A 22,846-nucleotide genomic window follows, 5' to 3' on the forward strand; every position below is an offset into this window, starting at 1 on the left:
GCCGCAAAAAAGGGGACGGAGGGGATTAAGTCGTTTGTGCACAAACGACTTAATCCCCTCCGTCCCCTTTTTGTGTCAGATATCGCTGTGATGGTGTGGTACCCCGGTCTTCGGCAGCGGATCATGGCCACCCACGAAGTGGCGTACCACCGGTGCGCGCTCACCGCGATGCAGTTCCCGCAGCACTTCCTGGATCGCCTTGTCGTCGGCGGTGATGCGCTCATGCTGGCGCAGGTGCTCCAGCCACGACGGGGTCACGAAATACTCCAGGTGGATGCCCGGGCTGGCCACGTCCTCGACCACGCCCCAGACCACGGCGCCATCGCGGCGGCGGATCGTGCCCAGCGCGCGCATCTGCGCCTGGAACGTGGCACGATCAGCATCATCGATGCGGTACTCGATGGTGACCAGCACCGGGCCTCGATCGTTCGACACCGGCACCGACAGCTCGGGTGCCGGCCAGTGCCCGGCCGGGCGCAGGTTCAGGTCTTCGGTGCCGGCGATGCGCACGCGCCACACCAGCAACCCACCGATCACCGCACCGGCCGCTGCCACCAGCAATGCCAGTTCGGGCGAGGTGCGCTGAGCGAGCGCGCCCCAGCTCAGGCCGCCGGCGGCCATGCCGGCAGAGAACACCATGATGTACAGCGCCAGCGCACGCGCACGTACCCATGCCGGAACCGCAGTCTGCGCAGCGATCTGCAGCGACGACAGCACGGTGATCCACGCAAAACCATTGACCAGCATCACCGCCGGAAGCACGTACCAGCTGCGGGTCAGCGCCAGCCCGACCAGGCTCAGGGCCAGCGACAACGTCGCCAGCAGCACCAGCAGGTCGCGATCCATCCGTGCGCGCAGCTTCGGCAGCAGCAACGCACCACCCACTGCGCCGATGCCGATGCAGCCCAGCAGCATGCCGTACTGCCCCGCCCCACCCTGCATCTGCCCACGCACTACCACCGGCAACAGCGCGTTCATTGCCGCGGCGAAGAAGAAGAAGCCGACCGACTTGATCAGCACCGCCTGCAGCCGTCCGGCACGGCTCGCGTAGCGCAGGCCCGCTTTCAATCCGGCACCGAAGCCTTCCGGCGGCAAGCTCGACTGCTTTGGGTCGCGCTTCCAGCCCCACACCACGAACAGCATCGCGGCGAAGGTGATGGCATTGAAGCCGAACGCCCAGACCGCACCCAGCTGGGCGACGATCACGCCGCCGATGGCCGGGCCGATCGAACGGGCGATATTGATGCCGATCGAGTTCAGCGCCACCGCCGAGGCCAGCATCGGCTGTGGCACCAGTTCGGAGACGATGGCGGCCTGCGCGGGCATTGCCATCGCCGCACCGCAGCCCATGCAGAAGGTCAGCAGCACCAGCAACTGCGGGGTCAGCAGGTCCATCGCGGTCAACGCAGCCATCGCTGCGGCCACCAGCAGCATCCAGCCCTGGGTCGCCAACAGGTACTTCCGACGATCGACAATGTCGGCCAGGGTGCCGGCAGCGAGCGCCAGCAGCACGATCGGCACCGTGGTGGCCGACTGCACCAGGGCCACCATCAGCGGCGAACCGGTGCGCTCGGCCATCACCCAGGCGGCGGCCACATCATTGACCCAGGTGCCGATGTTGCTGGCCAGGATTGCCAGCCAGAGCGAACGGAACATCTGGATCTTCAGCGGGGACCAGGCACCTGCGTCCTGTACGGGGGGTTGCGACGCGGTTGCGTTCACCATTGCCATGCTCCAACGATCGAGGCGAACAGCGTGTCCTGGCCTCCAGCCTGCTTCAGTGCAGGACCGGCGTCGACCCAGGCCAGCTGCAGCTGCCATTGCCAGTGTTCGCTGGCCTGCCAGCGGGTTTCGGATTTGTACTGGGTGCCGATGCGGCGCGCGCCACCGGCGCTGCCCGGCAACGCCACCAGCGGCGCCGGCGTGGTGTAGACCGCATCGGCACGACGATGCTTCCAGGCCATCTGTACGCCCAGTTCCGTCGTCACCGCGTCGTGCAGGCGCAGGGTCAGGGTCGGCTGCAGGTCCATCAGATTGGCCGGGGCCAGCAGGCTGGCCTCGCTGAAGTAGGCCGATTTCGGGAACAGTGCATTGAAGGTGCCCAGTCGCCGGTCGTGCAGGTTGCCATCGCCACTGGCGATGTCGGCCTTCAGCCCCAGCCGCGGTTGCAGTGGCCGCTCCCTCCAGCGCCAGCCCGTGTCGGTCGCCAGCGTCCAGGCACGGACGTCGAGTGGGCCGGTGGCGGCACGCAGTTCACCGCCCTGCGCCACCAGCTCACTGTTCCAGTCCAGCGGACCTGACTGGCCGAACCAGCGCGCACCGAGTGTCTGCCGGCGCTCGGTTCCCGAGCCCGCCGCAAAGCGCGCACCGTCGCGACGATAGTCCAGCAGGTACAGATCCCACTGTCCCACGCCCTGCCCGCGTGCCGCGGTGGCATAGGCACCCCACAGGTGCGCACCGTGTTCGCTGCGATCATCAAAGGCACCCGGCCGGTTCTCGACCGGCCGCAGGGCCAACAGGTCAAGCGTGCCGAGCCGCCCCTTCCAGCCCAGGCGCGCACCATCGAAGGCCAGGCGGATGTTCGGCCCATCGCGTACCGACAACAGCCGCGAGCTGCCATAGCCGGCTTCCTGCCGGCCGAGCTGCACATGGAAGCCACCGCGCTGCCAGCGCCAGTACGCCTGCTGCACGTCCAAGGCACCACGGTCGGTGCGGCCCGGGCCGCCTGCCTTGCCATTCTCGGCATGCACGCCCAGCTGCAGTTTTGCCTGCCAGGTGTCCTCCACATAGGTGGCCGAAGCCAGTGCGCGCAGCAGGCCATAGCCATCTTCGCTGCCGCCGATACCGAACCGGGTCGGGTCGTAGTACAGGCCACGCAGGCGCAGCGATGCGTCCAGCTGCAGCTCGCCGTTGCCCGCGTCGCTGCAGCGGCCGCCCTCGCAGGCCAGCGCCAGCGAGGGCACGGACAGCAGCGCCAGGCTCAGAACGCGAAGCACGAGCATCCCATCGCGCCCCAGAACCCGGCCAGGTCATCGGTCGGCGCCGCGTGATGCGCGGCATGACCGTGAGCACCATGCGTACTGCAGGCCACACCGTGATGGTGGCGATGGGCAGCGGCCAATCCGGTGGCGGCACCACCAACGTGGTAACCACCGAACCGGTTGACCGGCGACCAGTCCGGCATCGCCGGCGGCAGCTGCGGCGCCAGCCCAGCATAATCGCCGTCGGCGTGCACGATGCGCCCGCCGACCACGGTCAGCATGCTGGTGATGTCAGCGATCTGCGCGTCGTCGACGCGGAAGAAATCGGCCGAGAGCAGGATGAAGTCGGCCAGCTGACCAACCTTCAATGTCCCCTTCACTGCTTCGTCGCCGGAGAACCAGGCGCTGCCCTGGGTCCACAGGCGCAGCGCCTGCTCGCGTTCGAGCAGGTTTTCCTCGCCATACAGGGCCAACCCGCCCACGGTGCGCCCGGTCACCAGCCAGGACAACGCCACCCACGGGTTGTAGCTGGCCACGCGGGTGGCGTCGGTGCCTGCGCCCACCGGCACGCCCTCGGCCAACATGCGCTTGACCGGCGGCGTGTGCCGTGCCGCCTGCACGCCGTAGCGCTCGACGAAGGCTTCGCCCTGGTAGGCCATGCGGTGCTGCACGGCGATACCCCCACCCAGCGCGCGGATGCGCTCGATATTGCGCGGAGTGATGGTCTCGGCGTGGTCGATGAACCAGTGCAGGCCATCGAATGGCACCTCGCGGTTGACCTGTTCGTATACATCCAGGATGCGGGTGATGCTCTCGTCGTAGGTGGCGTGGATGCGGAACGGCCAGCGCTTCTCGACCAGCAGCTTCACCACGTCGTGCAGTTCGGGCTCCAGCTCCGGCGGCAGTTCCGGGCGCGGCTCGTTGAACAGTTCGAAGTCGGCGGCGGAGAACACCAGCATCTCGCCCGCGCCGTTGTGGCGCAGCAGGTCATCGCCCTGGCGCGGCTGCAGGATCTCGCTCCAGCCACGGAAGTCATCCACTTCCCTGCCCTTGTTCTGGGTGAACAGGTTGTAGGCGATGCGCACCGTCAGCTGGTCATCGCGATGCAGCTGCTCGATGACCTGGTAGTCCTCGGGGTAGTTCTGGAAGCCACCGCCGGCGTCGATCACCGAAGTGATGCCAAGCCGGTTCAGTTCGCGCATGAAATGGCGCGTCGAGTTGGCCTGGTATTCGATCGGCAGGCGCGGGCCCTTGGCCAGCGTGGCGTACAGGATCAGCGCATTGGGCTTGGCCAGCAGCAGCCCGGTCGGGTTGCCCAGCGAATCGCGCACGATCTGGCCACCCGGCGGATCCGGTGTGTCCTTGCTGTAGCCGCAGGCGCGCAGCGCGGCGCGGTTGAGCAGTGCGCGGTCATACAGGTGCAGCAGGAACACCGGCGTATCCGGTGCGATGTCGTTGAGCTCCTGCAGCGTCGGCAGGCGCTTCTCGTTGAACTGCGCGGCGGTGAAGCCACCGACCACGCGCACCCACTGCGGCGCGGGAGTACGGTCTACCTGGGCCTTCAGCATGTCCAGGGCGTCGCCCAGCGAACGCAGGCCGTCCCAGCGCAGCTCCAGGTTGTAGTTCAGGCCACCACGGATCAGGTGGGTGTGGCTGTCGTTGAGGCCGGGCAGCAGGCGCCGGCCCTGCGCGTCGATCAGCGTCGCTTCATTGCCCCAGCCGCGCATGATCTCCTCGTCGCTGCCGACGGCGACGATGCGGCCTTCCTGTACAGCCAGCGCCTGCGCATGTGGCTGCTGCGGGTCGAGGGTTGTGATGCGGGCATTGCGGATGACCAGCGTGCTCATGCGACGCTCCTTGGAAGTGGAATCGAGTGCGGCACCGGCGCGACCTGCCAGGCCGAGCGCAACAGCGGCGCCGCTGGCCAGCACCACGTTGCGGCGGCCGTGATCGAGGGGATCGTGACTCATGCGAATTCTCCCGGAAGGCGTTGGCCGTCCAGCGCCCAGGCGCCGGGGCCGGCCAGCGCGAGGGCCAGCAGCACCGTGGTCCACATCAACGGGTACTCACTGCCGCCGCGCATCCAGAACCAGCCCTTGGGCAGGGCCAACAGCACGGTGAAGCCGATGAAGGCAGCCGCCGCAAGGGCGGCGATGCGGGTCTGCCACCCCAGCAGCACGGCCAGCCCGGACAACACCTGCAGCAAGGCCAACAGCAATGGCAACGGTGCCACTGCCGGCAGCCCGAAACCGCGCAGCTCGGTGGCGAAGCCGGAAAGCCCCGGCCCCCCGAACCAGCCGAACAGCTTGCCCAGCGCGTGCGGCAGCAGGAAGCCTCCTGCCGCCACGCGCAGCATCAGCAGGGCCAGGTCGAGGCCATGGCCGGCAACCATGCTCAGTGCCCGCCTTCCTGCGCACCGAACATCCGCTTGGCGTACTGGATGCCGATGCCGTAGCCGCCAGCGTGATCGCGCGCAATGCCGGTGGTCAGGTCGTAGGTTTCACCCCGTGCCCAGTCGCGCTGCAGTTCGAGCAGGTACTGCACGCTGGTCATCGGCACCGCGCCGGCCTGCACCATACGGGTGATCGCACGCTCGTGCGCTTCCTCGCTGACATCGCCACAGGCATCGGTGATCACATACACCTCAAAGCCCTGCGCCAGCGCCGACAGTGCCGGGCCGACGATGCAGACGCTGGTCCACAGGCCGGCGATGACCAGACGGCGCTTGCCGATGCGGTTGATCTCATCGATCACAGGCTGGTCTTCCCAGGTGTTCATCGAGGTGCGATCGAACACCGTCTGGCCCGGAAAGATCTGCGGCAGTTCCGGGAACATCGGCCCGGAGAACGATGCTTCGGCGACTGTGGTCAGCACGACCGGTACATTGAAGCCCTTGGCGCCCTTGCCGATCAGCGACACGTTGTTGCGCAGCGCGGAGATGTCGATGGTGTGGGTGGCGAACGCCATCTGCGACTGGAAGTCGATCAGCACCAGGGCGTGGTCGGTCGGCGACAGCAGCGCCGGGGCGGGAGTGGCGGTGGCAAGGCTCATGGGTGGACTCCGTTGGAAACACGATCAAGGGGATGCAACAGGGCGGCATCGCCGGCAACGTACTGGCCGGGGCTGCAGCCGGTCTCCGCGCGGAAGCTGCGGACGAAATGGCTCTGGTCGAAGAAGCCCAGCTGCTGGGCCAGGCAGGCCATCGGCAGCTGCGCGCCCGGCAGCAGCTGGCGCGCGCGCTCGATGCGACGGCGGCGGACATAGCGCAGCGGGCTGGCGCCGGTACCGGCGCGGAACAGGCGTACCAGATGGAAGCGGCTGACGCAGGCGGCCGCCGCCAGCTCGGTCACCCGCAGCGGCTGCGACAGATGCTCATCGACATAGCGAAGGGCGCGCTGCAACGCGGCGGCCTGTTGCGGTGCCAGTGAAGCGGCGGGCGGATCAGGCGGGAAGAGGGTGGCCATGCGGGACGCCGCGAAGGGGTGCCCCATGGTGCGTGACCCCTGCGTGATGCCCTACCCCCGTCGGTCGAGGCCAGCACCTACCCGAATGGGGGAGGCCGACGGCCGAGCAGGCGGCGCCCGAACAACCGCGCATCCAATGAATAGGCGCCAGGGCCCAGCATCAACAGCGCCAATGGCAGCACCGCCTGCGGCCACGGAGCCTGCTGCGCGAACATGCCCACGGCCGCCATCAGCGCCGCCAGCGGCGTCAACGCACCCAGCACGAGCATCAGCACTGCCAGCAGGCACAACGCCGACCACCCGCCCGCCTGCATGCCGGGCGTGAACAGCGCAGCGGACAGGCACAACCGCAACCACAGCAGGCCGATGCCCGGACCGCGGTCGGGGAACATCACGAACAGGCGCTGCATGGCGGGGCTCCGGAGGGCATGCCGGCGTGATAGCCGACGCCGGCGCACGCCGCCTACCCCGTTCGGGTCACCCCGGACTGCCCCACACCTGCCAGAATGCGCGCCATGCGTGGCCGCCCCTTCCCGTCCGTGCGTCGCCTGCCGACGCTGCTGACGTGCCTGCTCCTGTTGACCTCCCTGCCCGCCTTTGCCGTGCAGCGCCCGCCGGTGAGCGGCGGGCTGCCCGATTACGAACACACCGCCTGGCGTGTCGGCCAGGGCGCGCCGGGCGATATCTGGGACATTGCCCAGGACCGTGAGGGCCTGTTGTGGCTGGCTACCGGCTCGGGCCTGTACCGCTTCGATGGCCGTCGCTTCGAACGGCAGGCGGCGCCCGCCGGCAGCCAGTTCCCGTCCACCAACATGGTCACGCTGGCGCATGCCGCCGGCGGTGCGCTGTGGATCGGCTACTTCCAGGCCGGCATCAGCCAGTTCACGCATGGGCAGCTGCGCAGCTACGGCCGCGAGCAGGGGGTGCCGGTCGGCGTGGTCCCACGCTTCAGCCAGGATCGCCAGGGCCAGCTCTGGGCGGCGATCAATGGCGGGCTGCGCCGCTTTGACGGACATCGCTGGCAGCCACTGCCGGCCGCTGCCGGCCTGCCAGAGCGCCGTGTGCAGTGGGTGCTGCACGACAGCCGGGGCAGGTTCTGGGTGCTGGCCGACCTGAAGATCTGGATGCGTGCGGCGGGCCAGACCGCGTTCGAGGACACCGGCATCGCGGTCTCGCAGATGGCGACGCTGGCCGAAAGCCCGCAGGGTGAAGTGTGGCTGGCCGACCGGGTGCGCGGCACCTCGCCGCTGGCCAACGCGCAGGGTCTGCTGGCAGACAGCGAACGTGAGGCGCGGCGGTTGCCGGAACTGGTTGCTGCGCGCCTGCAGTTCACTGCCGATGGCGCGCTGTGGGCCACGATGAGCCCGCACGGCGGCGTCGCCCGCATCACCTTCGACGGCACCCGGGCCGTGCGAATGGAACGCTTCGATTCGCCGCAAGGACTGACTGCCACATCGGCAGTGCCGATCATCGTCGATCGCGAAGGCAATCTCTGGGTCGGCACCAATCTCGGCCTCAACCGCTTCCGCGCACGCAGCGTGCACGCCCTGGTGGTCGGCCCGAGCGATCCCTACCGCTCGCTGGTACGGGCCAGCGATGGGCGCGTGTATGGCTATGGCGAAGACCTCAAGCCCTACGACCTGCGGCGCCCCCTGCTCGATGGCAGCGCCACGCAGCTGCAGGCCGCCGCTCGGCAGGCACCCACGCCGATCTGGCAGTTCGACTGGGTCAACCTCGCGCGCACGGTCGCCGGCCACACCACATTGATCCCGCTGCCGGCGCCGTTCACCGGGCAGCCGCTGCATGCCCTGTTGTTCCCCGATGACGGACAGGCCTGGGTCTGCGCCGGAGAACGCGGGGTGCTGCACTACCAGCATGACCAGTGGCAACGTGAAATCCGCCTGCCAGAGCAGGCCTGCTCATCGCTGGCGCTGGATGCCGATGGCCAGCTGCTGCTCGGCTATGCCGATGGCCGCCTGCGCCGCCTGGGTGCGAATGGCACCGAGACCTTCGACGCCGGGAACGGCCTGTCGGTAGGGCCGATCACCGCGATGCTGCACCACCGGGACCTTCTGCTGGTCGCCGGCGAAGCGGGGCTGGCGGCACGGCTGGGCAACGGCCGGTTCGTTCCGGTGCACACCGACATGGCCGGTGTCCTGGAGGGCATCACCGGCATGGTCGCCGATGCCAATGGGCACCTGTGGCTAAACGGCAGCCGTGGCCTGGTACGGATGGAAAGCGGGTTGCTGCGCCGTGCCCTGCGCACCGGTCTGCCAGTGACGCCACGCCTGTTCGATGCCATCGACGGCATGCCCGGCATCGCCCTGCAGAGCGGACCGATCGCTACCGCCGCCCTGGCCGACGACGGCCTGCTGTGGCTGGCCACCAACCAGGGCCTGGCCTGGCTGGACACCACCCGCTCGCACGTCAATACGATGGCTCCCAGCGTGCGTATCGGCGAGGTGCTGTATGGCAGCGAGCACGCGCCGCTACGCGATGGCCTGCGTCTCCCGGCCGGCACCAGCCAGCTGCAGATCGATTACGTGGCGCTGTCGTTGGCACGTCCGGAGCGCAACCGATACCGCTACCGCCTGTCGGGCGTGGATGATGGTTGGCAGGACGCTGGCAGCAGCACACGTGCGTATTACACCAACCTCGCGCCCGGCAGCTACCGGTTCGAGGTGGAAGCCGCCAACGAGGACGGCATCTGGAGCACCGCACCGGCCAGCCGCAGCTTCCGCATCGCTCCCACCTTCATGCAGACCGTGTGGTTCAAGCTGCTGTGCACCGCCGCCGTGCTTGCACTGCTGGTGCTGGCGGTACGCATCCGCAGCGGGCAGCTGGCCGCACTGTTCCGCGCCCGACTGCAGGAACGCAACGGCGAGCGCGAACGCATCGCGCGCGACCTGCACGACACCCTGCTGCAGGGTAGCCAGGGCCTGATCCTGCGCCTGCACGCGATCAGCCAGTCAGCGCAGACACCAGAGCCGGTGCGCAGCCAGCTTGAGTCAGCGATGCAGCTGGCCGAGCGCAACCTGGCCGAGGGTCGCGAGCGGGTCAATGCGCTGCGCGAGGCGCCGTTCGCGGGCCGCGACCTCGCTTCGGCGCTGGCCGACGTGCACGCCGAATACGCCGGGCATGGCATCAATCCCCTGCGCCTGACCGTGGAAGGCGCGACGCCACCGCTGCAGGCCGACGCGGCCGAAGAGGTGTTCCTGATCGGGCGCGAGGCCATCCGCAATGCGTTGCGCCATGCCAATGCCAGTGCCATTGAAGTGGAACTGTCCTATGGCACGCGTTGCTTCCTGCTGCACGTGCGCGACGACGGCGCCGGCATTGCCGACGAGAACGCCGGCCATGGCCATTGGGGCCTGCAGGGCATGCGTGAGCGCGCCCAGCGCCTCGGCGCGGAACTGCAGCTGTGGACCCGCCCCGGGCTGGGCACCGAGGTCGCGCTGGCGGTTCCCGCCCGTCGCCTGTATCACCGCCGCCCATCGCGTTGGCGCTGGCCCTGGAGCAGAACGAGCCATGACTGAATCCCCTACCCCGATCGGCGTACTGGTGGTCGATGATCACCCGTTGCTGCGTGACGGCCTGGCTGCGCTGCTGGGCGCCCATTCCGACCTGCGCCTGCTCGGCGAGGCCGCCGATGGCGAGGAAGCCATCGCGCGCTATCAGCAGCTGCAGCCAGACGTGGTACTGATGGACCTGCAGATGCCACGCCTGGATGGTGTGGAAGCCATCGTGCGGATCCGCGCGATGGATCCGCGCGCGCGCATCATCGTGCTGACCACCTACCGTGGTGACGTACGTGCGGTGCGGGCGCTGCAGGCCGGCGCCAGCGCGTACCTGCTGAAGGACATGCTGCGCCATGAACTGGTCGACACCATCCGCATGGTCGCCGGCGGCCGGCGCGCACCGATTCCCCCGGCCGTGGCGGCCAGCATCGCCGCGCATGTAGTGGAAGATCGCTTGTCGCCGCGCGAGACCGAGGTACTGCGGCACGTGGCCGGAGGGCTGTCGAACAAGCGCATCGGCGAGCGCATGCAGATTTCCGAGCAGACGGTGAAGGCGCACATGAAGAGCCTGATGGACAAGCTCGGCGTGGGTGATCGCACGCATGCGGTAACCCAGGCGCTGCGGCGCGGCATCATCAGCCTGGACGACAGCGGTCACGATTAGGGGGGGGGCGGCAGGGCTTGCAGCCCTGCACCCGCGGTAGTGCCGGCCGCTGGCCGGCAACCTCAACAGCAAAAGCGGGCTTTCCGTGGGATGGCGCGGCGGTGTCGGAGTACGGGGACGCTGCAAGTACGTCCCTGTAAGCTTGGCAGCCGCATCCATGCGGCTGACACCCCGCACTCCGACACCGCCCCACCTCTGACAGATTCCTGCGGCTGTCGGTAGGCGTCGACCTTGGTCGACACTTCTCTCAGATATCGAAATCAATCTGGGGTCAGATCCGTTTTCCTCCGGAAAACGGATCTGACCCCAAGAGCCATTCCAACAGAAGGCGGGGGGGGTCCGGTTGCGGGGGGCCAGATCAGTGAGCGCCATGGATGGCGCGATCGAGCCTCCATGGGTGAGGGCGCTTCGCTTGCGAAGCATTGCTTCGCAAGCGCCCGAACGCCCAGCCGCCAGCGGCTGGGCCGGACTGGGGATTCACGGCGTCCCCCGCAACCGGACCCACCCCGCCTCCCTACAGGAACCCCGCTGTTGCTGTTGCTGTTGCTGTTGCCTCCAGCAGGTGCAGGGCTGCAAGCCCTGCCGAACAACCCCCTACTTCAAACGCAGTGCCAGGCTGCCGCCCGCACACACCACCGCCAGCCAGGCCACGCCGTGCCACCCCCACTGCGCCAGCGCCAGGCTGCCCAGCGCACCACCGGCGGCCATGCCGATGAACATGCCGGTGAACAACAGCGCATTGAGCCGGCTGCGTGCCGGCGGCACCAGCCCGTAGACCAGGGTCTGGTGCGCCACCAGCGCCGACTGGAAGCCGAAGTCGAACAGCAGCGCACTCACCACCAGCAACGGCAACAGCGCGGCGGCCGGCAACCAGGCTTCGGCCAGCAGCAGGCCGAAGCCCAGCAGCGCCACCGCAATCGCCAGCCGTGCCACCGCATGGCACCCCAGTCGATCAGCGAAACGGCCGGCAAACGGCGCGGCCAATGCACCGGCCGCACCGGCGATACCGAACGCACCCGCCGCCGCACTGCCGAGGCCCAGACGTGCATGCAGCATCAGCGCCAGGGTCGACCAGAACGCGCTGAATCCCACGGCCAGCAGCGACTGGCTGGCCACCGCACGGCGCAGCTGCGGCTGCTCGCGCCACAACGCCAGCAACGAACCCAGCAACGCCGGATAGCGCAGCGTGCTGGTCGGCGCGAAACGCGGCAGTGCACGCGCCATCACCGCGCCCATCGCCGCCACGGATACCGCCGCCAGCACGAACTGCGTGCGCCAGCCCCACGCTTCAGCCACCACGCCACTGACCACCCGCGACAACAGGATGCCGAGCAGCAGGCCGGTCATCACCCGGCCGACGATCTGGCCGCGCTGCGCATCCGGTGCCAGCACCGCAGCGGCGGGAACGATGTCCTGCGCCAGCGTTGCCATCAGCCCGACCAGCAGGCTGGCCATCAGCAGGCCCGGCAGGTGCCCGGCCATCGCGGCGGCGCCCAGTGCCAGCGCCAGCAGCGCGGACTTCAACAGGATCAGATGGCGGCGGTCGAAGCGATCGCCCAGCGGTGCCAGCAGCAGGATACCCAGTGCGTAGCCGAGCTGGGTCAAGGTTGGCACCAGGCCGGCGGCGCGCTCACCGGCGCCAAGGTCCTGGGCGATCAGGCCCAGCATGGGCTGGCTGTAATACAGCGACGCGACCGAGAAGCCGGCACCGGCCGCCATTGCCAGCACCAATGGGGCGGAAGGCACGGTCGCCGGTGCGGCCGCAACAGACAGCGAGGGGGTAGACATGGGGGAGCCCCGTAGAGGAAGTGGGCGTATCCTGCCTGTATTCGCCAAACGTCTGTAGTAGGCTCTGGCACATATATTTCATACGCCACACGCATGAATGACCTCGCCACCGGCGCTGATCGCCTGGATCTGCTGCGCACCTTCCTGCGCATCGTCGATGCCGGCAGCCTGTCTGCTGCGGCCCTGCAGCTGGGCACCACCCAGCCGACGGTCAGCCGACGCCTGCAGGCACTGGAGCGGCAGCTCGGCCTGCGCCTGCTGCAGCGCTCCACCCATGGCCTGCAACTGACCGAGGACGGCCTGCGCTGCCAGCGTCATGCGCAGCGCGTGGTCGACGAATGGGAGTCGCTGCAGGCCGAGCTGAACGGCGAACCGGAAACGCTGCGCGGACGCCTGCGGGTGATGGTGCCGCACGCCTTTGGCCAGGCGCAGCTGCTGCCTACCATGCTCGCATTCCTCGCCCAGCACCCGCAGCTGTGCCTGGAGTGGATCCTTGAAGATCGTCGCCCGGATTTCATCGCAGAAGGCATCGACTGCGCGGTGCGGGTGGGCCCTGTCGACGAACCGCGCATGGTTGCACTGCCGCTCGCAGAAGTGCCGCGCATCGTCGTGGCAGCGCCCTCGCTGGTGGACGCCACGGCGGTCAGTACGCCGGAACAGGCACAGTCACTGCCGTGGATCTCGCTGGTCACCTACTACCGCGAACGCCTGCTGCTGCATGATGCGCAGGGCCGGGCGCATACGCTGTCAATCAGCCCGCGCCTGCTCAGCGATAACCTGTTCGTGGTACAGCAGGCTGCGCGCGCCGGGCTGGGCGCAGCGGTGGTCTCGGCCTGGCTGGTGGCCGACGACCTCGCACAAGGGCGGCTGGTGCAGCTGCTGCCGGACTGGCAGGCACCGGCACTGCCGGTACACGTCGTGTTTCCTGCCGCGCGCCAGCAGCCGCCACGGCTGCGCGCCTTCATCGATGCGATGAAGGCCGCACTGCCGCAGCTGCACGGCATGCGGCCGGCACCGCGTTAGGTCATCGGCCGCATCATCCACGCATGGCGTGGATCTACTGAGGGTACGGGTAGATCCACGCCATGCGTGGATTCCGTCCAACCCCGCAATCAGTCAGCTTTCGCCGCCTCTGCATTCCACGCCGCGACCTTGGCCTTGGTGTCGGCCAGCATCTTGTCCAGCGCGGCGCGGTCATACACGTTGCCGCGCAGGATCACGCTGTCGATCTTCTCGGTGGCGGCGATGTCCTGCAGTGGGTTGGCGGTCAGCAGCACCAGGTCGGCGGCCTTGCCCCGCGCGACATCACCGTAACGGTCCATCTGGCCAAACCAGGCCGGGCCGGAACGGGTTGCGGCCGACAGCGCCTGCGGCGCGCTCAGGCCCTCCTTCACGAACAGCTGCAGTTCCTGGTGCAGGGCGATGCCCGGGAAGTTGAACGAGTTGAGGAAGCCCGCATCGGTGCCGGCAATGATCGTCACGCCCGCCTCCTGCAGCAACGGCAGCACGGCCGCCACCTGGTGGTACTGCGCGTGGCGCGCCTCGATCTGTGCCGGCGTCGCCTTCGCGGCGCGGTCCACGCGCCACTGGTAGGTCGCGCGCAGGCCCGGGCCGATGTAGGCCAGGTACGGATCGTTGGCGTGGTCATCCTGGTCCAGGAAATCGAGGATACGGCCACCGTTGAGGGTCGGGGTCACGAATACGCCGCGCTTGGCGAAATCACGGTAGGCGTGCATCGCGGTGTCACGGTCGAAGCTGGCGTCGAGGCGGCGATTGGCTTCCGCGCGGTCGATGCGGCCGGCGCCGAAGTCGGCGGCGATCTTCGCTTCGTCCTTGCTGCCGGCCTTGAATGCGTAGTCAAGGTGCTCGATCGAGGCCAGGCCGGCATCGACCGCCTGCTCCACCGTCAGCGCCATCGGAATGTGGCCCGAGGCCTTGAAGCCGGCCTTGCGCGCTGCGCTGGCCGAATACAGGAACAGATCCGGCTTCAGCGTGCTGTCGGTGATCTTCACGAAGTCGACCCTGTCGTGCTGCAGGCGGGTGATCGCCTTGTCGACGTCGGCCTCGCTGCCCACTTCGATCGTGCCCTTCCAGACCGGCTTGATGCCTTCGATCTTCGCGCCCGAGCTGAGCAGGCGCGGGCCGAACAGCGCGCCCCTGGCGATCTCGCCACGCCACTGCAGCACCTGCTCGGGCAGGTCGCCGGAGCAGTCACGCACGGTGGTGATGCCGTGCGCGATGTACAGCGGCAACAGTGCCTTGTTCTCTTCGATCAGCGCCGGGCCACCACCGAAGTGCACGTGCATGTCCCACAGCCCCGGGATCAGGTATTTGCCCTTGGCATCGATCTGGCGGGCCGCGCTCCACTGGCTGCGCAGCTGCGCGTCCGGGCCCACCGCGACGATGTCCTCGCCGCGGATCACCACGCTCTGCCCGGCCCGCGTGCTGGCGTGCTCGACGTCGACCACGATGGCATTGCGGATCAGCAGGTCGGCGCGCTCGGCAGCAGATACCGACAGCGGCGCCACCGCAAGAAGGATGGCAAGGGACAACGGGCGGGAACGGAACATGATGGACAGCATCCTGGTAGGCACGGCCAGCGTGCGGGTGGAAGGAGTAGCGGTTCAGCGCGCCGCGCCGTGCTGGCGCAGCAGGGTTTCAATGCCGGCATAGCCACGCTGGCGCGCGTGCGCCAGTGGCGTTACGCCATCGCCATCGGCCAGCTCCGGGTCGGCACCGGCCTCCAGCAGCAGCTGCACGATCTGCACATGGCGTTCACCACCGTCGCCAAGCAGGATCGCTTCCAGCAGCGCGGTCCAGTGCAGGCGGTTGACGTGGTCCACCGCCACACCTGCACGCAGCAGCATGCGCACGGTGCTGACGTGGCCGCGCTCGGCGGCCGGAATCAACGCAGTGCCCCCATAGCGGTTGGTGCTGCGCAGATCGGCGCCGTGCGCCAGGGTCATCGCCAGGATCTCATCCAGGCCGCGCGCGCCGGCATACAGGTAGGCACTGTCCTGCAGCGCATCCTTGGCATTGACGTCCGCCCCGGCCTCGATCAGTTCGCGCGCGGCATCCACGTTGTTGCCCTGCGTGGCCAGCAGCAGCGCCGTGCGGCCCTGGCCATCGTGCGCCTCCAGCGTGGCGCCATCCTCGATCGCCTGTCGCACCGCATCGGCGTCGCCGCGGCTGGCGGCATCACGCAGGCGCGCGTCTGCGTCGGCTCTGGAGGTGGCAGTGCAGGCAGGGGTGACCATGGCCAGCAGACACAACAACAGCACGCGCGTGAACGGTGCAGGCCAGCCAGCAGGGCAATGGAAGCGCATCACGGTGTCTCCTTTTCTCCATCGCCGCAGGGCGATGGTCGCAGGGGCCGCGCATTGCCGGCCCCTGCCCCGCATGGTAGAAGTCGGCCTGGGTATCCAGAAGTGAAATGTTCAAATGCAAGACAGTGCCAAATCGAATAGAACCCTGTTCGAACTGGACCTGCTGCGGGCGCTGGTGATGGTGGCCGACTGCGGCAGCTTCACCACGGCGGCCACGCGCCTGCATTCGACGCAGTCCACGGTCAGCCAGAAGGTACGGCGGCTGGAGGAACTGGCCGGGCATCGCCTGCTCGAGCGCGGCCACCGCGATGTACACCCCACCGACGCCGGCCACACCCTGCTCGGCTATGCGCGGCGCATGCTCGACCTGAACGAGGAAATGGCACAGGCGCTGGCCGGCGCGACGGTGGAAACTGCGGTCCGCATCGGCGTACCCGAAGACTTCGTCAACCCGCAGACCACCCGCATGCTGGCCGCCTTCAGCCGCCGCCACCCGCAGGTGAAGCTGGAGATCAGCAGCGGCCTGAGCCGTGACCTGGCCCAGGGCTTCGACCACGGCGAGCTGGACCTGGTGCTGGTCAAGCAACGCCGCAACAGCCGCCAGGCGGTGCATTGCCGGCACGAGCCGATGCACTGGATCGACAGCCTGCGCAGCAGCTGCCTGCAGCAGGACCCGCTGCCGCTGGTCACCTTCCCGCCGCGAGGGCTGTACCGCGACGAGATGATCCACGCCGTGGAAGCGCTGGGCCTGCGCTGGCGCATTGCCTTCACCAGTTCGTCGCTGAGTGGCATCCAGGGCGCGGTGGCTGATGGCATCGGCGTCAGCCTGCTGCCGCGCCGCGCGGTCACGCGCGAGCACCGCATCATCGATGGCGAGCGCGGGCTGCCGGTGATCGACAACTACGAGATCGGCCTGCTGCATCGCGCGGACGCCGATGATGCCGTGCGCGCACTGGCCAGCGAGCTGTGGCGGCAGGTGCAGCGCGAACCGGATTGACCACGGTAGATCCACGCCATGCGTGGATGGAAACGAGCATCCGGCATCGAAAAGGGCGCTGGTGTGCCCGCAATTACACGCTTGTCGCAAAAGGCCCACTGATGGCGTACCCAAGGTCTGGGCGATAGGGTGGTGAACGCCCTTCTCCGGATTACCCCGCCTATGACCAGCACGTACCAGGTTACTTTGACCCCAGCTCCGAAGGATGAAGCCGACATGCGGTTCGATCCGCTGCCACCTGCACTTATCGCGCACATGCAGCAGCAGCGTGCACAGGTTGCTGCCCTTGTCGCATCTGCGTTCCCCGCCGTGCCTGTTCAATGGCCGCTGCTGCCGAGCACGCTGCAACGCGTAGTCGATGCAGTGCTGATCGATCACGATGATTGTGACGGCTGGGAAGCACTGGGGGTCGCATTCGGTGACTGTCTGGCACAGCGTGTACCGGAACTTGCCTGGACCCAAGTAACGGATGCCTGGGGCGTCGATGCGGTTCTCCGCTATGGAGACGCCAATATCATGGTCAGCGCCGGCACCCTGTTGATCAAACGCGTCGAGGAAGGCGAGACCATCGAGATCAACCATCTGCTTGAAACTCTCGAGGAGTTCGTCATCCAGCAAGCGCGCAAGTCCAGCTGAGCCCATGAGAGGACGATTGAGCCGCGCAGAATGACGTATACGGACCCTGATGCTGCACCTGCGGAAGCAACCAGAGTTCGCGCATTGATCATCGATATCTGATCAATCCGGCCGCACGGCAGACATCATCGCCTCGTACAGTGCCGGTTGTTTCCGTGCCCCACGGCGCCCTGCCATGTCCGATGAAATCCCTACCCGCTTCGATCCGCTGCCTGCGGCGCTGCAGACGCACCTGCAGCACCAGCGTGCACGGATCGCCTCACGCGTGGCCGCCAGCTTCCCGACGTTGCCGGTGCAATGGCCGCTGGCCGCCAGCACATTGCAGCGCGTGGTCGATGCCGAACTGATCGATCGTGACGACTGCGGCGGCTGGGAAGCGCTGGGCGTGGCGTTCGGTGACATTCTGGCCCAGCGCGTGCCGGGCCTGGCCTGGATGCAGGTCACCGATGCCTGGGGCATCGATGCGGTGCTGCGCTATGCCGACAGCAGCCTGCAGATCGGCGCCAGCACCCTGCTGCTCAAGCGCGTGGAGCAGGGCGAGGTCATCGACATCGCCCATCTGCTGGCGTGGCTGGAACAATTCGTCGCTACCCGCGCCGACGATTACGCCTGAAAGCCGCCGGGCATGGCTCGGTGCTACAGAGATTGGCGCGGCCTGGATCTACAGCCAGCGGCCGTCCACCACCACGCGTCGCTCCACCGGCACTGCGGCCACGGCCGCCGGACCGTGATCGGCGCGCACCGCCACGAAGGTGGCCGGCAGGCCTTCGGCAATGCCGTGCTGCGGCAGCCCGATCACCTGCGCGGCGTGGGTGGTGACCATGTCCAGCGCCAGCATCAGGTCTGCATCGGTGTAGAAGCCCGAGCGGTAGCCCAGCAGCATCGCCCGCTGCAGCAGATCGCCGTTGCCGTACGGCCACCAGCAGTCACGGATGTTGTCATTGCCAGCGAACACGCGCACGCCGGCATCATGCAGCGCACGCAGCGGCGGGAACGGATGATCCCCCGGCGCGTTGCTCATGATCGCTACGCCCGCCGTCGCCAGCGCCTCGCCCACCTGCAACGCGCGCGCCAGCGGCACGTCGCCCAGCGAGTAGGCATGACTGACCGCCACCCGCCCCTGCAGGCCAGCGGCCCGGGTCCGCGCGGCAATGCGCAGCAACTGGGCCAGTCCGGTTTCGCCGGGCTCGTGCAGGTGGATGTCCAGGCACACGCCATAGCGCTCGGCCAGGCCGAACAGCAGTGCCAGCTGGCCTTCAGCATCGCCATCCAGCGTGGTCGGGTCGATGCCTCCCAGCACCTCCACGCCCGCTGCAAGGGCCTGCTCCAGTACGGCGGCGGTGCCGGGACAGGAAATCACCCCGGCCTGCGGAAACGCCACCAGCTGGATCCGCATGATGTCGGCGCAGCGCAGTGCCGCCTCGCGCACCGCTTCGAGATGGCCGAGACCCGTGCTGCCGTCGATGTCAACGTGGCAGCGCATGGCCACCGTGCCGAAGCGGCTGCACTGGCGGATCAATGCCTCGGCACGGTCCACCATCGGCGCGGCACCCGCTACCGCGGCCTTCTCCACCGCCAGCCGCTCACGCAGGCTGTTCACCGGCTGGTGCGGGTGCCAACGGTCGCCGACAAAACTCTTGTCCAGATGGATGTGGCCGTCGACCAGCCCGGGCAGGACCGCGAAGCCCTGCAGGTCGACGCATTCCGCCCCGTCGGCCGGCGAGGCCTCGCCATTGAGGCCACTGATGCGGCCGTCACGGATATGGAAATGCAGTGGCGCGCCGTGGCGGTCTACACCGCCATGGACGAACTGAAGCGTCATCGGAAACTCCCGGAAAGCCAAGTCATGACGCCATCCTGCGCGCCCGCGCTGCCATCGGCCAACGAAATATCTGGATGCCACATATTCACCAATCCGATGAACGCGGTTGCGACGGAGCTCGCAGCCACGCCGTGCACACGCCTGAACGGGTACCATAGGCACCTGTTTCCGCTGTGATGCCGCATGGGCCCGTCCGACCGCCACGATCGCCTCCGCCGCTGGCAGGCCGCGTCCCTGCTCGCTGCGGCCCCGATCGCCAGCCTGTCCGCCACTGATGCTGCGGCCGCTGCACCGCTGCAGTCGCCGCCGGGCCAGCAACGCATCGCACCGGCTGCACTGGTCGAGCGCCTGCACCAGCGCGTGCTGTCCGGGCAGAGCGCCACCGCCACGCTGGAACACTGGTGCGCCGAACATGGGCTGGCCGAACAAGCCCGGGTGCGCGCGGTGCGCGTGCACGGCCAGGACAAGTCTGCCCCCGCCGACGTTCTGCAGGCGCTGGGCGCGACGCCGGGCACCGCCCTGCGCTACCGCCGCGTACAGCTGGTCTGTGGCAGCCGCGTCCTCTCCGAGGCCGACAACTGGTACCTGCCGGACCATCTCAGCCCGGCCATGAACCAGGTGCTGGACAGCACCGACGAACCCTTTGGCCGCGTGGTCGGCCCGCTCGGCTTCCAGCGCCAGACCCTGGCCGACCAGACGTTCTGGCCACCGCGTGGCGAAGGCGACGACGGTGTGGTCCTGGAAGTGCGCGCGCTGCTGCGCGATCGCCAGCAGCAGCCCTTCAGCTACGTCATCGAGTCGTACCTGCAACAGGCGCTGCCCTAGGCGACCGCGCGCGCCATCACCGCGGTGTCTAGACAGCAGAAGGCCCGGCATTGCCGGGCCTTCTGTCTGCCCGCCCGGTCAGCGGAACCGGTAGTCCAGCTGCAGCCAGTATTGGCGGCCATACGGGTCGTAGTTGCCGACCGGGTAGAACGGCCAGCCGCCCCCGTTCCTGTCTGCCGGCGGGCGGCTGTCACGCAGGTTGTTGACGATCACGCCCACCGACAGGTTCTCGCCGAACTGGCGGAACACGCTGGCGTTGTAGGTCATGTACGGCGCGATGCGACCACTGCCATCGGTCTTCGGCAGTGAACCGAAACGATTGCCGTACAGCGTGGTGGTCCAGTCACCCTGGTTCCAGGTGATGCTGCCGTTAGCCTTGCTGCGCCACTGGTAATCATCCAGCGAATTGCGGATGTCACGCTCCGGATCATCGGAGAACTGCCGGTATTTGTGCTCCAGCACCACGGTGTAGGCCAGGCGCGTGGTGAAGCGGCCATAGCGGCCGGCATCGAAACGCCAGTTGCCCTTCAGGTCCAGGCCGCGCACCGATTCGGAGGCCGCGTTGATCGGATTGATCAGCACGCGGGTCACCTGGTCCGGCTGCACCGTGGCGTTGGACGGATTGCGGATCACCCGCGACAGTGCGTCCTGGCACAGCGGTGAACCGATATCGCGCGCTTCGCCGCCCAGCGTGCGGCCCAGGCGGCAATCGGCCTCGTCACGCAGGATACGGCTGGTATCGAGGCTGGTCACCTCGTTGTCGATGCGGATGTCGTAGTAGTCGGCGCTGAAATCCAGCCCGGACAGCGGCGACCAGACCACGCCGAAGCCGTACGACTTTGCGGTTTCCGGCTGCAACTGTGCGTTGGCGCGGTTGCTGTAGTCGATCGACAGGCCGTTGTAGTCGCAGTTGTCGTACGACTGGCCTGCAGTACGGCAGCGCCAGTAATCGGTCATGCCCGGGTTGTAGCCGCGGGTCTCGGTGGCGAACACGTAGTTCATGTCCGGCGCACGGAAGCTGGTCGCGGCAGAGCCGCGGATCAACAGGCTCTCGATCGGGCGGAACTCGACGCCGAAGCTCCAGGTCGCCTTGCCGATGTGCTCGCCGCCTGCGCGGTACTGGTCGTAGCGGCCGGCCAGCGTGGTGGTCAGCGATTGCAGCAACGGCAACTGCAGTTCAACGCCGGCCGCATAGCGATCGCGATCACCGCCGGCACCGATACCGGCGCTGGTGTTCCAGAACTCGCCGGTGCCCAGCCGCGGGTCCGGGCGGTTGCGGTAGCCCTGGCTGCCGGCCTCGACCACTGCGGCCAGCGCAGCATCGCCGCCCGGCAGTGCGAACAGGCGGCCATTGACACTGGCACTGAAGGTCTGCAGCCACGCCGCGTTGCGACTTTCCTGATAGTCGGACAGGCCCGCATACTCGTTCGGAGTCAAAGGCTTGAACAGGCGCACCGGGTCCGGCGCATAGACCTCCACGCCATTGCGCACGCCCAGCTTCGGGCCCAGCAGGTACTCGTTGATGCCGGCCAGCAGCACCGGGCGACGGGTTCGGTTCTCGTAGCGCGACCGGCTGTAGACCGCCTCGTAGTCCCAGCCGCTGTCGCCGATCTGGCCGCGTGCGCCCACGTTGAACGACCACGAGTTCTCCAGGAACCGATTGGCATTGCGCGGCAGGCCACCGATTTCTTCCGGCGCGAAGCGGCGGTACCAGCTCTCCAGGTTCCCGCTGTTCTGGTTGTAGAAGTAGTTGCGTGAGGACGTCCAGGTCGGCGCGCGCGTGTTGTTGTAGATGCGCGCGCTGCCCACGGCGACATCGGCGAACAGGTCGGTGGTGTCGTTGACGTGGAAGGTCAACAGGCCATAGCCATTGAGGTTGCGCTTCTGGGTCTGCACGGTCCAGTAGCTGGCGGCGGCCTCGTTGCTGCCGCAGTACCAGCCCTGGCGCGGGTTGTTGGCACGGAACACGCTGCCGCCATAAATGCCCGACGCTGCGTCGCAGCCGCTCACGCCCGGATCGATGTTGCGGCCGGTGGCAGCATTGCGGCGATAGGCGATCGCGGTCGCCTGCGGCGCCTTGCCGGCCGGATCATCGTCCAGTGAATCCATGAAGTCGCGTTGGCGCGCGTGGATCGCCTTGCGCACGTCGAACTCGAAGCCGAACAGCGCATCCCAACGCTCGCCGGAACTGCCACCGACCACCTGCGCGCGCTGGTTGTCACCCCCGCCCTGCTGGGTGCCGCCGGCGCGCACGTTCACGTCCACGCCTTCAAAGCGGTCCTTGAGGATGATGTTGACCACACCGGCGATGGCATCGGAGCCGTACACCGCCGACGCACCGGCCGCCAGCACCTCGATGCGCTCGATCAGCGCACTGGGGATGTTGGCCAGGTTGACCACGTTTACCGAGCCCTCGTAGGCCAGCGGATAGTCGGCCTGGCGGCGGCCGTTGACCAGCACCAGCGTGCGGTTCGGGCCCAGCCCGCGCAGGTTGATGGTGTTGGCGGCCGGGGTGAAGGTATTGCCGAAGTCCTCGCCCTGCACGTTGCCGGTGTTCTCGGTCAGCGCGCTCAGCGCATCGAAGGCATTGCGGTAGCCCTGCGCGTCGATCTGCTCGCGGCTGATCACCGTCACCGGCGAGGGCCCCTCGACACTGGCGCGCGGAATGCGCGAGCCGGTGACCTTCACTTCCTGCAATGTGGTGGGCGCGCTTTCCTGCGCGAAGGCCGGCAGCGAAACCAGCATCAGGGACGACAGTGCGAGCACCAGCGGACGCGGGCGCAGCGCCTTGGGGGAGGCGGACATGGGCTTCCTGGGGGGAGTTG

At 68.0% G+C, this 22,846-nt stretch carries 19 protein-coding genes; 7 read left to right on the top strand and 12 right to left on the bottom strand.

Going from position 1 to position 22,846, the window contains the following annotated elements; all coding sequences use genetic code 11:
* Positions 1 to 75 precede the first annotated feature (75 nt).
* The 7 genes from ACSYHF_RS11855 to ACSYHF_RS11885 all read right to left on the bottom strand — a co-directional run bounded on the left by ACSYHF_RS11855 (position 76) and on the right by ACSYHF_RS11885 (position 6,855).
* Positions 76 to 1,725 carry an MFS transporter gene (locus ACSYHF_RS11855; RefSeq protein WP_134955825.1) on the bottom strand — a complete coding sequence of 550 codons (1,650 nt, stop codon included), beginning with the start codon at positions 1,723 to 1,725 and terminating at the stop codon, positions 76 to 78.
* Positions 1,719 to 3,002, bottom strand: coding sequence for an alginate export family protein (locus tag ACSYHF_RS11860; RefSeq protein WP_447575681.1), 1,284 nt, complete (start codon positions 3,000 to 3,002; stop codon positions 1,719 to 1,721). The genes ACSYHF_RS11855 and ACSYHF_RS11860 overlap by 7 nt, the downstream gene beginning before the upstream one ends.
* Complete coding sequence (locus ACSYHF_RS11865; RefSeq protein WP_171955791.1) at positions 2,981 to 4,828, bottom strand: amidohydrolase; 1,848 nt, start codon at positions 4,826 to 4,828, stop codon at positions 2,981 to 2,983. The genes ACSYHF_RS11860 and ACSYHF_RS11865 overlap by 22 nt, the downstream gene beginning before the upstream one ends.
* Positions 4,829 to 4,947: 119 nt before the next feature.
* On the bottom strand, positions 4,948 to 5,373 hold the full coding sequence (locus ACSYHF_RS11870) for a DoxX family protein (RefSeq protein ID WP_065185735.1): 426 nt from the start codon (positions 5,371 to 5,373) through the stop codon (positions 4,948 to 4,950).
* 2 nt (positions 5,374 to 5,375) lie between these two features.
* Positions 5,376 to 6,032, bottom strand: coding sequence for a hydrolase (locus ACSYHF_RS11875; protein ID WP_005417006.1), 657 nt, complete (start codon positions 6,030 to 6,032; stop codon positions 5,376 to 5,378).
* Positions 6,029 to 6,472, bottom strand: coding sequence for a helix-turn-helix transcriptional regulator (locus ACSYHF_RS11880; RefSeq protein ID WP_050562701.1), 444 nt, complete (start codon positions 6,470 to 6,472; stop codon positions 6,029 to 6,031). The genes ACSYHF_RS11875 and ACSYHF_RS11880 overlap by 4 nt, the downstream gene beginning before the upstream one ends.
* 50 nt (positions 6,473 to 6,522) lie before the next feature.
* Complete coding sequence (locus ACSYHF_RS11885) at positions 6,523 to 6,855, bottom strand: hypothetical protein (protein WP_005417009.1); 333 nt, start codon at positions 6,853 to 6,855, stop codon at positions 6,523 to 6,525.
* Positions 6,856 to 6,951: 96 nt separating this feature from the next.
* Here ACSYHF_RS11885 and ACSYHF_RS11890 point away from each other — a divergent pair, with 96 nt between their 5' ends.
* The gene (locus ACSYHF_RS11890) at positions 6,952 to 9,981 is read left to right on the top strand and encodes a sensor histidine kinase (RefSeq protein WP_005417010.1); all 3,030 of its coding nucleotides are present in this window, start codon (positions 6,952 to 6,954) and stop codon (positions 9,979 to 9,981) included.
* Positions 9,974 to 10,627 (top strand): response regulator, encoded by a 654-nt coding sequence (locus ACSYHF_RS11895; RefSeq protein WP_005417012.1) that lies wholly within the window; start codon positions 9,974 to 9,976, stop codon positions 10,625 to 10,627. Before ACSYHF_RS11890 ends, ACSYHF_RS11895 begins: the two co-directional genes overlap by 8 nt.
* A gap of 594 nt (positions 10,628 to 11,221) precedes the next feature.
* Here the strand turns inward: ACSYHF_RS11895 and ACSYHF_RS11900 are convergent.
* A complete protein-coding gene (locus ACSYHF_RS11900; protein ID WP_032954258.1) occupies positions 11,222 to 12,415 on the bottom strand; it encodes an MFS transporter in 1,194 nt (397 codons plus the stop codon).
* A 93-nt stretch (positions 12,416 to 12,508) separates the two neighbouring features.
* Between ACSYHF_RS11900 and ACSYHF_RS11905 the strand changes: the two genes are divergently transcribed.
* Positions 12,509 to 13,438, top strand: a complete 930-nt coding sequence (locus tag ACSYHF_RS11905) for a LysR family transcriptional regulator (RefSeq protein WP_447575682.1) — start codon at positions 12,509 to 12,511, stop codon at positions 13,436 to 13,438.
* Between the two features lie 89 nt (positions 13,439 to 13,527).
* On the opposite strand, the gene ACSYHF_RS11910 is transcribed toward ACSYHF_RS11905, so the two are convergent.
* Positions 13,528 to 14,985 carry an amidohydrolase family protein gene (locus tag ACSYHF_RS11910; protein ID WP_447575683.1) on the bottom strand — a complete coding sequence of 486 codons (1,458 nt, stop codon included), beginning with the start codon at positions 14,983 to 14,985 and terminating at the stop codon, positions 13,528 to 13,530.
* Between the two features lie 54 nt (positions 14,986 to 15,039).
* On the bottom strand, positions 15,040 to 15,741 hold the full coding sequence (locus ACSYHF_RS11915; protein ID WP_065185738.1) for an ankyrin repeat domain-containing protein: 702 nt from the start codon (positions 15,739 to 15,741) through the stop codon (positions 15,040 to 15,042).
* 115 nt (positions 15,742 to 15,856) lie between these two features.
* Between ACSYHF_RS11915 and ACSYHF_RS11920 the strand changes: the two genes are divergently transcribed.
* From ACSYHF_RS11920 to ACSYHF_RS11930, 3 genes are all read left to right on the top strand, one after another.
* On the top strand, positions 15,857 to 16,738 hold the full coding sequence (locus ACSYHF_RS11920) for a LysR substrate-binding domain-containing protein (RefSeq protein ID WP_005417024.1): 882 nt from the start codon (positions 15,857 to 15,859) through the stop codon (positions 16,736 to 16,738).
* A 162-nt stretch (positions 16,739 to 16,900) separates the two neighbouring features.
* Entirely contained in the window at positions 16,901 to 17,374 is a 474-nt protein-coding gene (locus ACSYHF_RS11925) for a DUF3806 domain-containing protein (protein ID WP_111128793.1), read from the top strand.
* A 175-nt stretch (positions 17,375 to 17,549) separates the two neighbouring features.
* The gene (locus ACSYHF_RS11930; RefSeq protein WP_447575684.1) at positions 17,550 to 17,987 is read left to right on the top strand and encodes a DUF3806 domain-containing protein; all 438 of its coding nucleotides are present in this window, start codon (positions 17,550 to 17,552) and stop codon (positions 17,985 to 17,987) included.
* A gap of 48 nt (positions 17,988 to 18,035) precedes the next feature.
* On the opposite strand, the gene ACSYHF_RS11935 is transcribed toward ACSYHF_RS11930, so the two are convergent.
* Positions 18,036 to 19,196, bottom strand: a complete 1,161-nt coding sequence (locus ACSYHF_RS11935; protein WP_447575685.1) for an amidohydrolase family protein — start codon at positions 19,194 to 19,196, stop codon at positions 18,036 to 18,038.
* Positions 19,197 to 19,379: 183 nt separating this feature from the next.
* On the opposite strand from ACSYHF_RS11935, the gene ACSYHF_RS11940 reads away from it, so the two are divergent.
* Complete coding sequence (locus ACSYHF_RS11940) at positions 19,380 to 20,021, top strand: hypothetical protein (RefSeq protein WP_447575686.1); 642 nt, start codon at positions 19,380 to 19,382, stop codon at positions 20,019 to 20,021.
* 78 nt (positions 20,022 to 20,099) lie between these two features.
* Here ACSYHF_RS11940 and ACSYHF_RS11945 read toward each other — a convergent pair whose 3' ends face one another.
* Positions 20,100 to 22,826 carry a TonB-dependent receptor plug domain-containing protein gene (locus tag ACSYHF_RS11945; protein ID WP_262220930.1) on the bottom strand — a complete coding sequence of 909 codons (2,727 nt, stop codon included), beginning with the start codon at positions 22,824 to 22,826 and terminating at the stop codon, positions 20,100 to 20,102.
* Between the last annotated feature and the right edge of the window lie 20 nt (positions 22,827 to 22,846).

Source organism: Stenotrophomonas maltophilia group sp. P373 (assembly GCF_053295075.1).

Coding starts and splice junctions, on each gene's coding strand:
- ACSYHF_RS11905 (WP_447575682.1), top strand. CDS start 12,509: ATGAATGACCTCGCCACCGGCGCTGATCGCCTGGATCTGCTGCGCACC.
- ACSYHF_RS11870 (WP_065185735.1), bottom strand. CDS start 5,373: ATGGTTGCCGGCCATGGCCTCGACCTGGCCCTGCTGATGCTGCGCGTG.
- ACSYHF_RS11910 (WP_447575683.1), bottom strand. CDS start 14,985: ATGTTCCGTTCCCGCCCGTTGTCCCTTGCCATCCTTCTTGCGGTGGCG.
- ACSYHF_RS11925 (WP_111128793.1), top strand. CDS start 16,901: ATGACCAGCACGTACCAGGTTACTTTGACCCCAGCTCCGAAGGATGAA.
- ACSYHF_RS11855 (WP_134955825.1), bottom strand. CDS start 1,725: ATGGTGAACGCAACCGCGTCGCAACCCCCCGTACAGGACGCAGGTGCC.
- ACSYHF_RS11880 (WP_050562701.1), bottom strand. CDS start 6,472: ATGGGGCACCCCTTCGCGGCGTCCCGCATGGCCACCCTCTTCCCGCCT.
- ACSYHF_RS11930 (WP_447575684.1), top strand. CDS start 17,550: ATGTCCGATGAAATCCCTACCCGCTTCGATCCGCTGCCTGCGGCGCTG.
- ACSYHF_RS11895 (WP_005417012.1), top strand. CDS start 9,974: ATGACTGAATCCCCTACCCCGATCGGCGTACTGGTGGTCGATGATCAC.
- ACSYHF_RS11915 (WP_065185738.1), bottom strand. CDS start 15,741: ATGCGCTTCCATTGCCCTGCTGGCTGGCCTGCACCGTTCACGCGCGTG.
- ACSYHF_RS11865 (WP_171955791.1), bottom strand. CDS start 4,828: ATGAGCACGCTGGTCATCCGCAATGCCCGCATCACAACCCTCGACCCG.
- ACSYHF_RS11860 (WP_447575681.1), bottom strand. CDS start 3,002: ATGCTCGTGCTTCGCGTTCTGAGCCTGGCGCTGCTGTCCGTGCCCTCG.
- ACSYHF_RS11940 (WP_447575686.1), top strand. CDS start 19,380: ATGGGCCCGTCCGACCGCCACGATCGCCTCCGCCGCTGGCAGGCCGCG.
- ACSYHF_RS11885 (WP_005417009.1), bottom strand. CDS start 6,855: ATGCAGCGCCTGTTCGTGATGTTCCCCGACCGCGGTCCGGGCATCGGC.
- ACSYHF_RS11875 (WP_005417006.1), bottom strand. CDS start 6,032: ATGAGCCTTGCCACCGCCACTCCCGCCCCGGCGCTGCTGTCGCCGACC.
- ACSYHF_RS11920 (WP_005417024.1), top strand. CDS start 15,857: ATGCAAGACAGTGCCAAATCGAATAGAACCCTGTTCGAACTGGACCTG.
- ACSYHF_RS11935 (WP_447575685.1), bottom strand. CDS start 19,196: ATGACGCTTCAGTTCGTCCATGGCGGTGTAGACCGCCACGGCGCGCCA.
- ACSYHF_RS11945 (WP_262220930.1), bottom strand. CDS start 22,826: ATGTCCGCCTCCCCCAAGGCGCTGCGCCCGCGTCCGCTGGTGCTCGCA.
- ACSYHF_RS11900 (WP_032954258.1), bottom strand. CDS start 12,415: ATGTCTACCCCCTCGCTGTCTGTTGCGGCCGCACCGGCGACCGTGCCT.
- ACSYHF_RS11890 (WP_005417010.1), top strand. CDS start 6,952: ATGCGCGCCATGCGTGGCCGCCCCTTCCCGTCCGTGCGTCGCCTGCCG.